Genomic DNA, 12,414 nt, shown 5'->3' on the forward strand with positions numbered 1-12,414 from the left:
TGTGGAAAAAGTCTCTCAAGTGGCACGACGCTACTAATGCTCTTTTAATAATTAACCCGAGAATGTTTGCGGGCTGCGCTGCTAAAGCACGCGCTTCTATATCATGGCACGGAGCTGGTCGTACCATGATATAGAAGCGCGTGCTTTAGCAGCGCAGCCCCCCCAGCACGACCCACGCGACGATACCCATGGACGCGTCGTCTACAAACGTTCCCAGATTATTTTTTGAAACTCCATAAGTACGCGTCTACATATAATGGTACGGCATCTCGTCCTTGATATGTAGACGCGTACTTTAGTAGCGTCGGTCGATAGCTCTAGGCATGGGGGGGTCTGACTAGAATGTTTCGTTAGCACTTGACAAAGGGGAAGCTGATTCTTATGCTTAATATCAGTGAGTATATTCCCATCGTGCAAAAAAAGCACTCCGGATGCAGGCACTTTTATTTTTCCCTTTTATGCACACGTGTGCATAAAGATTTCTTGTGAGGATCTCTCGTAAAGGGGGCAAGCGTTGCGCCGACAAGAGGTTTCTATTGCCGATATCGCTCGTGTTGCTGGCGTCTCACACACGACCGTCTCGCGTGCGCTCCGACAGAATCCGCTCATCAGCGCGGATACACGCGAGCGCATCCGGAAGCTGGCCGATGAAATGGGTTATACCCCCAATGCTATCGCGCAAAGCCTGCAAACACAGCAATCCAGCACTATCGGCCTGGTCGTAACCTCGATTGCTGATCCCTTCTTTGGCGATGTTGTCAAAGGCGTTGAGGAAGTAGCGCGTGCCGCGCATTTTAGTGTTTTGCTCAGTGCCTCTTATAACGATCCTCAAAAGGCTACAGATATCATCGAAACCTATCAACGTCGGCGTGTCGATGGTATCCTGGTCGCATCATCGCGTATTGCTACCAATTACAGCCAGCGCATTTCCCATATCCGCATTCCCACTGTCTTAATCAATAGTCAGGGCGAGTTACAGGCCAGTCAGTTGCACTGGATTGCAGTAGATGATCACCAGGGCGCGCAGCTTGCCGTCAACCACCTGCTGCAACTCGGACATCGCGCTATAGGCTATCTGGGCAGTAGGAGCCGTCCAGGTTCAAACCAACAACGGCTTCAGGGATACATCGACGCGCTTGATCAAGCTGGTATACAGAGGCAGGCAGCATGGGTGATCCAGCCTCCATGTGATGAGGCCTCGCAGGATGAAGATATAAGTGCGGGACAGAACGCCCTGCCTGATTTTCTCGGAGCAGGTGTTACTGCTGTTTTTTGTTATAACGATATGATCGCTATTGGTATGCTGACAGCATGTCACGAAAAAGGGATCGCGGTGCCACAAGACCTGAGTATCATCGGCTTTGATGATATCCAGATCGCCAGTTGCATGGCGCCGCCATTGACTACTATTCATCAGCCCAGAGTAGAACTAGGACGCCTTGCGACTCAGGTAATGTTAGACCTATTGAGTGGTCATTCAGGTAAAAGCCATAGCCTACCTCCATCTCTTGTATTACGTGGCAGCACCGCGCCATTGCGAGAGCAGTATCGTTAGTACCGCGATCATGCGATTCTATCAGACCGGCCTGCCTGTAGACCTGTAATGTGTATATGCAGACAAGTGTATATGAGAAAGGAATTGATATGCGGCAATATGATGCAAGCAACCTGATTGTTCATTCTGGTAATGCACATGATGCCAATGTTATCGTCGAGGTAACAGCGGAGATGGCAGGCTGGGATTACCTCCATTTTCAGGTGCATCACCTGTCTGCGCAGGACACATGGACGTTTGCCACAGGCGAGCGTGAACTGGCATTGGTAGTCCTGGGTGGTCGTATTCAGGTTGAATCGAATCGCGGTCAATGGTCCCATATCGGGGAACGCGAGAGTGTCTTTACTGGTCTACCACACGCGCTCTACCTGCCACGCCAGACGACGCTGAATGTTCGAGCCGAAACGGAGTGCGAATATGCCGTTATTTCTGCTCCTGCAGACCAGGATTTCGCACCACGCCTGATCACGCCACACGATATCGCTACCGAGATTCGAGGTGGTGATAATGCCACGCGGCAGATTAACAATATCATCCCACCTGGCTTCTCCTGTCAGCGGCTCGTCGTGGTAGAGGTGTATACACCCGGCGGTAACTGGTCGAGTTATCCTCCGCATAAGCACGATATCCATAAGACGGACATACACGGTCAAGTTGTGGAGGCTGACCTCGAAGAGGTGTATTTTTATAAGCTGAGTCGCCCTGAAGGGTATGCCTATCAACGTATCTATACCGATCATGAGTCACCCTTGCACCAGGCTGGCTTTCCCATCGATGCCCTCTTGATGGCGCGTGATAACGATGCTGTGCTGGTGCCAGAAGGGTACCACCCCGTTGCGAGCCCGCCCGGCTACACGACGTACTACCTCAATGCCCTGGCCGGTAGCGCCCAATCTCTGGCGAATAGCGAAGATCCGCGCTACGTGTGGGTCAAGGAACACTACAAAGGGCTTGACGAACGTATACCGCTCTACGAGATCAAGCACAGGCTATAGCACAGGAGAAAGGCATGAATACAGGCAAAAAATACGATGTCGTGACAATGGGACGCTCGTCGATTGACCTCTACTCGAATGATATCGGTGCCCCATTTGTGGGTATTACGGGTTTCGCCGCTTACGTTGGCGGCTGTCCAACGAATATCAGCGTAGGCACGCGCCGCCTGGGATTGAATGTCGCATTGCTCACGGCGGTAGGCGAAGACCAGGTAGGCGACTTTATTCTGCATTTTCTCATGCGCGAAGGGGTCGAGACGCGTTTCATTCCGCGTAAACCGGAGAGACGCTCTAGCGCGGTTGTACTGGGCATTGAGCCGCCGGACCGCTTCCCGCTGACCTATTATCGCGAAAATTGCGCCGATATCGCCTTGACTATCGACGATGTGCTGGCAACACCCATCGCCGACAGCCGCGCGTTATTGATCAGTGGCACGGGCCTGAGTCAGGAACCAAGCAGAAGCGCGACCTTGTTCGCGGCTGAGGTAGCACATCAGGCGGGAGTAACCGTACTGCTGGATATCGACTTTCGCCCTGACCAGTGGCACGACCAGCGCGCCTTTGGCGTGACGCTGCGTTCGGTGCTACGCCTGGTGGATGTCGTTTTAGGCACTGAAGATGAAATCAACGCGGTCATGCTGACCGATGTGAGTCAGATACGGCTCACCCATTCTCAGATTTCGGATGCGCGGGTGAGTGGTGATAGCCAGGCTGCTATCCAGGCCATGCTGGGGCTGGGGCCACAATGGGTTATCCAGAAACGGGGGGCTGAAAGTTCTCTCGTTCACTCCACCTCCAGTGATCTCCTTGCCGGGCCACTATCGGTGCCAGGTTTTCCAGTGGAGGTGCAGAATATCCTGGGCGCGGGCGATGCCTTTGCCTCTGGTGTGCTGTATGGTCTGGTCAATGGATGGGATTGGTATAAGACGGTGCGCCTGGCGAATGCCTGCGGAGCTATTCTGGTGACCCGGCATGGGTGCGCGAACTTTATGCCTACTTACGATGAGGTGATGGCTTTTATTCAGGATCACGGCGGATTCTAATGCTCGCGGGAAGGATGCTGTCAACAACCCCTGGATACATCATAGGGGTTTTCCAGAAGCGGAGGTTCAGTACGTTGACGACGATGACAATGGCCCAGGCACTGATCGCCTTTCTCAAGAATCAGTATATCGCGCGTGATGGTGTAGAAAGTCCCTTTTTTGCTGGATGCTTCGGCATCTTCGGCCATGGGAATGTCGGCGGTATCGGTCAGGCGTTGCAACAAATGCCCGATTTTCGTTACTACCAATCACGAAACGAGCAGGCAATGGTACACGCCGCTGTGGCGTATGCCAAAACGAAGAATCGGCTGCAAGCGTTTGCCTGCACGTCATCGATTGGCCCGGGCGCCACGAATATGCTCACGGGAGCGGCCACAGCCACGATCAATCGCTTGCCAGTGCTGCTCTTGCCCGGTGATATTTTCGCGCGTCGCAATGTCGCACCCGTTCTCCAGCAACTTGAGTTTGAGCATTCACAGGATATATCGGTCAACGATTGCTTTAAGCCAGTGAGCCGTTACTGGGATCGCATCAGTCGCCCCGAGCAGCTCTTGACGACATTACCCGAGGCTCTGCGCGTATTAACCAGCCCCGTAGAGACCGGCACGGTAACGCTGGCCCTCCCACAGGATGTGCAGACCGAGGCATATGCATATCCTTCGGAGTTCTTCGAGCGCCGCACATGGCATATAGCGCGCAATCGGCCAGATCGCCGCGCACTAGAGCAAGCCGCCGCCTGGATTCGCGCCAGTGAACGGCCTCTGATTATCGCTGGAGGAGGCGTGATTTACGCGGGGGCGACGGAACTGCTGTGCGATTTCGTCGAGCGTTCGGGGATTCCCGTCGGCGAAACAATGGCTGGCAAGGGTAGCCTGCGCTATGATTACCCGCTTAATCTTGGCGCAATAGGCGTTACCGGCACCTTCGCCGCCAACCGCCTTGCGCGGGAAGCTGACCTGGTGATTGGCATCGGCACGCGCTACAGTGACTTCACTACTGCCTCGAAGACGGCTTTCCAGCATCCCAATGTACGCTTTATCAATATCAATTGCGCTGAATTCGATGCCTTCAAGCACCGGGCCTGCCCCCTGGTTGGGGATGCGCAAGCGACGCTAGAAGAGCTTCAGGTGCTTCTGGGAGACTATGCGGTTGCTGCTGACTACCGGGAGCAGGCCGAGCGACTTCATGGTGCCTGGGATCGTGAAGTTGAGCGGATTTATGAACTGCGTAATGAGCCGTTACCATCTCAGGGTGAACTTATTGGTGCTGTCAACGAACTGAGCTCACCTGACGCTATTATGGTCTGTGCCGCGGGTAGTCTACCCGGCGATTTGCATAAGCTCTGGCGGGCGCGTCATCCCAAGAATTACCATCTCGAATATGGGTATAGCTGTATGGGCTACGAGATCGCAGGTGGCCTCGGCATTAAGATGGCTGCGCCCGAGCGCGATGTGTATGTGATGGTAGGGGATGGTTCATATCTCATGATGAACGGCGAGATTGTTACCTCCATTCAGGAAAACTATAAATTGATCATTGTGTTACTGGATAATCATGGTTTCAAGAGTATTGGTAGTCTTAGCCGCTCATTGGGCCAGGAAGGCTTTGGTACACGCTATGCTTATCCGGAGAATGGTGTCTTGCCCGGAGACGTGCAGGACACAGAGGTTCGTCCTCTGCCCGTTGATCTGGCAACGAATGCGCGTAGCCTTGGAGCACATGTCATTGAGTGCAAAAGTCACGCGGATTTTGTCGCTGCGCTTGAAGCTGCCAAAGCAGTTGAGCGTACAACAGTTATCTACGTGCAGAATGATCGCTATCAAGAAGTCCCAGGCTACGAAAGTTGGTGGGACGTACCAGTTGCGGAAGTCAGTACAAAGCCGCAAGTAGAAGTAGCCCGCGCCCAGTGGGAAGAAAAGCGCCAGCAGGAGCGCTACTTCCTATAACATAATCCTACATCATCAACACCCTACTCGGGATGGAGGACAGGTATGACACAGCATCGTCAACTCATGAACTATATTGGCGGCCAGTGGATACACTCACGAGCCACTGAATATCTCCCAGTACGTAATCCTGCGACAGATGAGGTCCTGGCGCACGTGCCCTTTTCACTTGCTAGCGAGGTGGATACGGCCGTACAGGCTGCCCAGGCCGCCTTTGACGGTTGGCGACGTACGCCGCCAACCGAGCGTATCCAATATCTCTTTAAGCTCAAGCAGCTTCTGGAAGCGCATTCCGAAGAGATTGCCTATCTGACCACGCAGGAGTGTGGTAAAACGCTGGCGGAAGCTCAGGGTGAACTCTTGCGCGGCATTGAGAATGTTGAGGTCGCGACAGGCATTCCCTCTTTGATGATGGGCTATAACCTTGAGGATATCGCCTCTGGCATCGATGAGCATATGTTTCGTCAACCAGTCGGGGTGGTGGCCGCCATAACGCCTTTCAATTTTCCTGGCATGATCCCGCTCTGGTTCCTACCCTATGCTATCGCCTGCGGTAACTGCTTTATCCTCAAACCATCGGAGAAAGTGCCGCTGACGATGGCGCGCGTCTTCGAACTGATTGATCAGCTTGGCCTGCCAATGGGGGTCGTGAGCCTGGTCAATGGTGGCAAAGAGACCGTTGACGCACTGCTCGATCATTCGTTGGTACGCGCTATTTCGTTTGTGGGTTCCTCGCCTGTGGCAAAGTATGTCTATAGCCGGGCGGCAGTCAATGGGAAACGCGCTCAATGCCAGGGGGGTGCGAAGAATACCGTTATTGTGCTTCCCGATGCCGATATGGAGATGACTACACGTATCGTCGCTGACTCATCGTTTGGCTGCGCCGGGCAACGCTGCCTGGCTACCTCGGTCGCGATTACGGTGGGCGAAGCCCGGACAGAGTTTCGCGAGCGCCTAACAGACGCGGCAGTGCAACGCAAAGTAGGATCTGGCCTGGATTCAGAGGTTGAGATGGGGCCAGTCATTACCCCTGAGAGCAAGCAACGTATCGAGTCGCTTATCGCGAAGGGCGCTGGGGAGGGAGCGGAACTGCTTGTCGATGGGCGCAATACACAGGTCAAAGGCTATGAGCGCGGGTATTTCGTGCGCCCGACACTACTTGATAATCTCGCGCCGCAAAGTGAGCTTGTGCGTACCGAGATATTTGGGCCTGTCCTCAGCCTGATACATGTTCAGGATATCGATGCCGCCATCGAGCTGATCAATGCCTCTCCGTTTGGAAACATGGCCTGCCTGTTTACAAGTAGCGGCGCCGCGGCCCGTAAGTTCCGCTATGAGGCGCGTGTGGGCAATATCGGTATCAATGTGGGCGTAGCGGCCCCGATGGCTTTCTTCCCCTTCACGGGTTGGAAGGATAGCTTTTTCGGCGATATGCACGCTCAGGGGCGCGATGCCATTGAGTTCTATACCGAGAAGAAGGTCGTAGTTGAGCGTTGGCCTCGCGAGTGGTCACGCAAGTTCTAGAGTTCTAGAAACGTGAGAGGGACGAAGATGCATATTGCTAACGCCCCCTGTTCGTGGGGAGCACTCGAATTTGACGATGTGAAGGGTGAAGGTATCACCTACGGGCAGATGCTTGATGAACTGCGTGATACAGGCTACGTTGGGACCGAACTTGGCGATTGGGGCTTTATGCCCACTGTTCCCGCACAATTGCAATTAGAGTTGAAGCGACGCAACCTGCGCATGGTGGGTGCGTTTGTACCGGTGGCGCTGAAAGATGCGAGTATGCATGCCGCTGGGGAAGCCGAGGCGCTCAAGGTTGCCCGTCTGCTGTCCGCCGTGGCTGAGGAGAGCGATCAGTCGCCCTTCCTTATTCTCGCCGATGCCAATGGAACAGAGCCGGAGCGTACTCGCAATGCCGGGCATGTCACGAACGAGATGGAGCTGAGCGCGGCACAATGGACCACCTTCGCCCGTGGAGCTGAACGCATTGCGCGCAGGGTACGTGAGGAGACTGGCATGCCAACAGTCTTCCATCATCATTGTGCTGGCTACGTCGAGACACCACAGGAGATTGAGCGCTTGTTGGAGATGACTGATCCCGAACTCTTAGGGTTAGTCTTTGATACCGGGCATTACCTCTATGGTTCAGGGGACATCGATGGTCAGAGGGTATTGGAAGGGCTTGAGCGCTTTGGGAAGCGTATTCAGCACGTCCACTTTAAAGATTGTCATCCTCTGGTTGCCCGGCAAGCGCGCTCCGAAGGTTGGGATTATTTTACGGCAGTGCGCAATGGGGTATTTTGCGAACTGGGACAGGGTAGCGTCCCATTTGAGGTGGTGCGCGACTGGCTACACGGACGCGGCTATGATGGCTGGATTGTCGTTGAGCAGGACGTTCTGCCTGGTATGGGTAGTCCTAAAGAGAGCGCTCAGCGCAATCGGGCCTATCTGAAGGCAATCGGGCTGTAATAGAAGAAGAGGAGCCTTATGTCAATAGACACCTTGACGGTCGGCCTGATTGGTGCCGGGCGTATCGGTTTATTACATGCTCAACACTTGGCCAGACACATTCCGATGGCTAGCCTGCTCATGGTTGCCGACGCGAACGAGGAGGCCGCCAGGGAATGCGCCCGGCGCTTTGCGATACCCTATACCACACAGAATTACCAGGCGATGCTGGAAAATCCAGATATTCAAGCCGTAGTGATCTGCTCACCAACGGATACGCATGCTCGTATGATTCAAGAGGCGGCGCAGGCTGGCAAACATATTTTTTGTGAGAAGCCTATCGCCCTTGACCTTTCCTCGATAGATCAGGCTGTCGCGGTAGTAGCGTCTGCCGGAGTGAAATTGCAGATTGGCTTTAATCGACGCTTTGACGCGAACTATCGTCGGGTGCGACAGGCCCTAGAGCGTCAGGAAATTGGTTACCCTCAGATCCTCAATATTACCAGCCGCGATCCGGGGCCGCCACCGTTGGCCTATATTCGCGTCTCAGGTGGTCTTTTTCTTGACATGATGATCCACGATTTTGACATGGCTCGCTTCCTGATTGATAGCGAGGTTGAGGAAGTCTTCACCATGGCGGGTGTCATGCACGATCCTGCGCTTGGAGAGGTGGGCGATGTGGATACGGCGGTGGTCATGTTGCGTTTTGCCAATGGTGCTATTGCCACAATTAATAATAGCCGCTACGCTTCCTACGGCTATGACCAGCGTGTAGAGTTGCTGGGAAGTAGCGGTGCAATTAGTATTGATAATAAGTATGCCAATACGGCCATTATCAGCGATGGGCAGAGCATTCGGCGCGACCTTCCGTTACATTTCTTCCTCGAACGCTATAACGAGAGTTTCTTGTTGGAGATGACGGCCTTTGTCGATTCTGTATTGCACGACCAACCTGTGCCCGTCAACGAGCAAGATGGGCGCGCTCCGGTGGTCCTGGCTCTGGCGGCACGCCGCTCGCTGGATGAACGACGACCCATTTCTATTGATGAAATGAGATAGGGGGATGCGCAATGACAGTGAGAATGAGCAAAGGCAAATTCGAGGGACTCAACGCCTGTGCTAATGAGGACGGTTGTATTGCCGCGCTGGCAGTTGACCACCGCCAGAATCTCTTGCAAGCCATTGCGACAGCGCGCGGAGCGGAGGCAACGGCACATGATATGCAAGCCTTCAAAGGAGCGGTAGCAAAGGTTTTATCCCCATATGCCAGCGCTATACTCTTAGATCCAGAGTATAGCCTGATGTATGATCTTCAGAATAAGGCTACCATGCTGGCCTATGAAAAGTCGAGCTACGATAACAGCACAGGAGATCGGTTGCCTGATCTCCTGCCGGAGTGGAGCGTGCGTCGTCTCGTCGAGGCCGGAGCCAGGGCTATCAAAATTCTCCTTTACTACAACCCATTCGACAAAGAGCTGATCAATGTCATCAAGCAGGCCTATGTTGAGCGCATTGGTGCCGAATGCATCGCGCTAGATATACCCTTTTTTCTTGAGCCGCTAGTATACGATAACGCAATAGGGGACGAGAAGGGGCTGGAGTTCGCGAAGAAGAAGCCCCTCTATGTTGCGCGTGCCATGGAGGAGTTTTCACAGCCTCGCTATGGTGTGGACGTGCTCAAGGTCGAATTGCCAATAAACCCTATCTTTGTGGCGCAAACGCGCGCCTTTGCTGGCGGTCAGGCAGCCTATACACACCAGGAAGCGTTAATGCACTTACGGAAGACCGCCGATGCAACGAAGCTGCCATTCATCTACTTGAGTGCGGGCATCAATAACGAGGTGTTCTGCGAAATGCTGGAATTGGCCGCCGAAGCAGGGGCGAAGTTTGCGGGTGTGCTGTGTGGGCGAGCTACCTGGCAGCAGGGCATTCAGGTGTTTGCGCGAGAAGGTGTGAAAGCGTTGGAGTACTGGTTAGCGGAGCATGGCGCTCAAAATATCCAGGCGCTTAATAGGGTACTGACCACCTATGCTAGCGCCTGGTGGGACACGTATGGTGGGAAAGGTAACATCGAGATCGCATAGCTTAGTCTCTTCCTGTTGTGCTATTGCCAGAGCCGAAACGTTCTCTTGCCATATTCCCGCACCAATCAACGCGAATGTAGCAGCATAGAGCTATGCAGAAATCAGCATTATTAGCAACTCGTTTTCACAAGGCATTTATGCTTTTGAAACGATAAAATAAGGCTACAAGCGGTGTATCAGATCCAGACCTATTAGATGAGCTTAGTGAGATTATGGGCGATATCGCCTTGACCGTCTCCAGTGTTATGTGTGGCATTGTGGATCTGGGATCGTTTCTAGAAACCTCAGAGATGGTTGTAAAGGAGGGCCACTTAAAGGGTAATTTGTAGTGCTTTCCATGTTTTTGGACATGTTTGGATTGCTTTCTCAGATTGTAAGCACAAGTATTCGCATGGGCAACCTTATGACATGTCATTCTCTCTATAGCACAAAGAACAGGAGAATATATTTATGCGATCTGGCACGAAATTTGTGAAGGGCATTCTTCCAACGTTTTTCTGTCTGCTCACGCTCCTGCTCGTAGGCTGTGGTAGCGCACAGCAAGGAACTATATCAACGACTAAGGCCGACGATAGTAAGCAAGTCTTCATCTGGCCTAGCAGTGGTAATGATCTCAAGACGATTGACCCCGCGCTCTCGACTGATGGGGGCTCTATTGCCGCTATCGACCTGGTGTTCACTGGTCTGGTCCAGCTCGATAATAAGTTGCAGATACATGATCAGCTCGCGGCCTCACACTCCGTTTCGTCTGATGGCCTCACCTGGACTTTTAAGTTGCGCCCCAACCTCAAGTTTAGCGATGGCACCCCATTGACCTCTGCCGATGTCGCGTATAGCATTGATCGCGCCCTCCAGCCCAGGGTAAAGTCTGCCGTGGCTCTGACCTATATGGGGCTGATTAAAGGCGCGCCAGAACTGGCTGCGGGCAAAGTGAAGACTGTCATTGGTGATGGCATTCTCACGCCTGATCCTGATACGGTGGTGATTATTACGACTCAAAAGGCATCTTATTTCCTGGAAGAACTGACATATTCGTGCTCGTATGTGATTGAAAAGAGCATGATTGAGAAGTATGGCGACCTGAACTTTGTAGACCATCTCAGCCAGGGTATTGGCGGGGCTGGTCCGTTTATGGTTTCCAAGTACGAGCATGGAAAGGCTATCGAGTTTGTCCCTAATCCGCACTACTATGGTCCCAAGCCGCAGTTGAAGAAGATTGTCATTCCCTTCTATAAACAGGCGGATACGATCTATAAGGCCTATCAGACGGGGCAGGTCGACCAGAGTAATGTTCCCTCTGCGCATATAGATGCCGCGAAAGCCTTGCCCGAGAGGCAATTCCATTCCATTCCCCAGTTGTGGATTACGTATTATGGGATGAACTATCTCGTCAAACCGTTTGACAACATTAAGATTCGCCAGGCGTTTGCTTTAGCTATCAATAAAGAAACGCTGGCGCATAATACGTATAAAGACAAGGTTATCGCGACAAATCATATCGTCCCACAGGGGATGCCGGGCTACGATGCGGGCCTCACGGGGCCAGCTGGCGTCAAGAGTCCCGCCGGTGACCCGAAACTCGCGAAACAGTTGCTTGAGGAGGGCATGAAGCAAGAGGGCTATACCTCCTCGACGTTCCCATCGGTGACTTTCACGGTCGCGACCAATGGTAGCTCCGATACACGCAATGAGCTCCAGGCCGTCCAGCAGATGTGGCAGACTGTGCTGGGTATCTCGGTGAAACTCAATGATATTGACTACGGAAAGCTGCTAAGCGATGTTCCGGCGGCGCTAAATAACCCCAATGGTGTACAGATGTTTGCCCTGGGCTGGGTCGCCGACTATCCTGATCCGCAGGACTGGCTGACACTGCAGTTCGATAAGGGGTCACCCAACAACGTAGTTAACTACGGACAGAATCATTCCGCTAACGCATCTCAGCAGCAAGAGACGCAGAAGTTAATGGAGCAGGCTGATAGCACTCAGGATCAAGCGCAGCGGATGAAACTGTACAATCAGGCGGAGCAGCAGCTTGTCAACGATGTGGTATGGCTGCCGACAGTCCAGGTAGGAAGCGTGATTGTGCGTAAACCATGTGTGGTTGGTATTGCGGATAACGCGCAGAGCATGATTCCACCCGACGATTGGACGAACATCTATATCTCGACAGCGACCCCATGCGCTGATACAAGGCAGTATTAAACGTTCGCTGTTCGAAAGGAAGCCAGTTTGTGCCTGTGCGCCAAACTGGCTTCTCCTTTTGTTTGCAACTCTTGACCGAGTGGCTCTACCAAATCGACGCATGATGGGCATAAAAATAATGCCGACTCGGCGCGC

General features: G+C 53.2%; 9 protein-coding genes. All 9 read left to right on the top strand.

Annotated features, from left to right (window positions below; genetic code table 11):
• The first annotated feature begins 514 nt into the window (after nucleotides 1-514).
• The 9 genes from JMJ16_RS07585 (at nucleotide 515) to JMJ16_RS07625 (ending at nucleotide 12,279) form a co-directional block, all read left to right on the top strand.
• Nucleotides 515-1,555, top strand: coding sequence for a LacI family DNA-binding transcriptional regulator (locus JMJ16_RS07585; protein ID WP_201379881.1), 1,041 nt, complete (start codon nucleotides 515-517; stop codon nucleotides 1,553-1,555).
• Between the two features lie 89 nt (nucleotides 1,556-1,644).
• Entirely contained in the window at nucleotides 1,645-2,550 is a 906-nt protein-coding gene (gene iolB, locus JMJ16_RS07590; protein WP_201379891.1) for a 5-deoxy-glucuronate isomerase, read from the top strand.
• A gap of 14 nt (nucleotides 2,551-2,564) precedes the next feature.
• Nucleotides 2,565-3,593: a 5-dehydro-2-deoxygluconokinase gene (iolC, locus tag JMJ16_RS07595; protein ID WP_201379893.1), complete on the top strand. Its 1,029-nt coding sequence runs from the start codon at nucleotides 2,565-2,567 to the stop codon at nucleotides 3,591-3,593.
• 83 nt (nucleotides 3,594-3,676) lie between these two features.
• Complete coding sequence (gene iolD, locus JMJ16_RS07600; RefSeq protein ID WP_236601543.1) at nucleotides 3,677-5,539, top strand: 3D-(3,5/4)-trihydroxycyclohexane-1,2-dione acylhydrolase (decyclizing); 1,863 nt, start codon at nucleotides 3,677-3,679, stop codon at nucleotides 5,537-5,539.
• 45 nt (nucleotides 5,540-5,584) lie between these two features.
• The gene (locus JMJ16_RS07605) at nucleotides 5,585-7,063 is read left to right on the top strand and encodes a CoA-acylating methylmalonate-semialdehyde dehydrogenase (RefSeq protein WP_201379897.1); all 1,479 of its coding nucleotides are present in this window, start codon (nucleotides 5,585-5,587) and stop codon (nucleotides 7,061-7,063) included.
• Nucleotides 7,064-7,090: 27 nt separating this feature from the next.
• Nucleotides 7,091-8,014 (top strand): TIM barrel protein, encoded by a 924-nt coding sequence (locus tag JMJ16_RS07610; protein WP_201379899.1) that lies wholly within the window; start codon nucleotides 7,091-7,093, stop codon nucleotides 8,012-8,014.
• Nucleotides 8,015-8,032: 18 nt separating this feature from the next.
• The gene (iolG, locus tag JMJ16_RS07615) at nucleotides 8,033-9,052 is read left to right on the top strand and encodes an inositol 2-dehydrogenase (protein ID WP_201379901.1); all 1,020 of its coding nucleotides are present in this window, start codon (nucleotides 8,033-8,035) and stop codon (nucleotides 9,050-9,052) included.
• 11 nt (nucleotides 9,053-9,063) lie between these two features.
• Nucleotides 9,064-10,077, top strand: coding sequence for a tagatose 1,6-diphosphate aldolase (locus tag JMJ16_RS07620; RefSeq protein ID WP_201379903.1), 1,014 nt, complete (start codon nucleotides 9,064-9,066; stop codon nucleotides 10,075-10,077).
• A gap of 450 nt (nucleotides 10,078-10,527) precedes the next feature.
• Nucleotides 10,528-12,279 carry an ABC transporter substrate-binding protein gene (locus tag JMJ16_RS07625; RefSeq protein ID WP_201379905.1) on the top strand — a complete coding sequence of 584 codons (1,752 nt, stop codon included), beginning with the start codon at nucleotides 10,528-10,530 and terminating at the stop codon, nucleotides 12,277-12,279.
• Nucleotides 12,280-12,414: the final 135 nt, after the last annotated feature.

The organism is Ktedonobacter sp. SOSP1-52, assembly GCF_016587395.1.

Coding starts and splice junctions, on each gene's coding strand:
- iolD (WP_236601543.1), top strand. CDS start 3,677: ATGACAATGGCCCAGGCACTGATCGCCTTTCTCAAGAATCAGTATATC.
- iolB (WP_201379891.1), top strand. CDS start 1,645: ATGCGGCAATATGATGCAAGCAACCTGATTGTTCATTCTGGTAATGCA.
- iolC (WP_201379893.1), top strand. CDS start 2,565: ATGAATACAGGCAAAAAATACGATGTCGTGACAATGGGACGCTCGTCG.
- JMJ16_RS07625 (WP_201379905.1), top strand. CDS start 10,528: ATGCGATCTGGCACGAAATTTGTGAAGGGCATTCTTCCAACGTTTTTC.
- JMJ16_RS07605 (WP_201379897.1), top strand. CDS start 5,585: ATGACACAGCATCGTCAACTCATGAACTATATTGGCGGCCAGTGGATA.
- JMJ16_RS07620 (WP_201379903.1), top strand. CDS start 9,064: ATGACAGTGAGAATGAGCAAAGGCAAATTCGAGGGACTCAACGCCTGT.
- JMJ16_RS07610 (WP_201379899.1), top strand. CDS start 7,091: ATGCATATTGCTAACGCCCCCTGTTCGTGGGGAGCACTCGAATTTGAC.
- iolG (WP_201379901.1), top strand. CDS start 8,033: ATGTCAATAGACACCTTGACGGTCGGCCTGATTGGTGCCGGGCGTATC.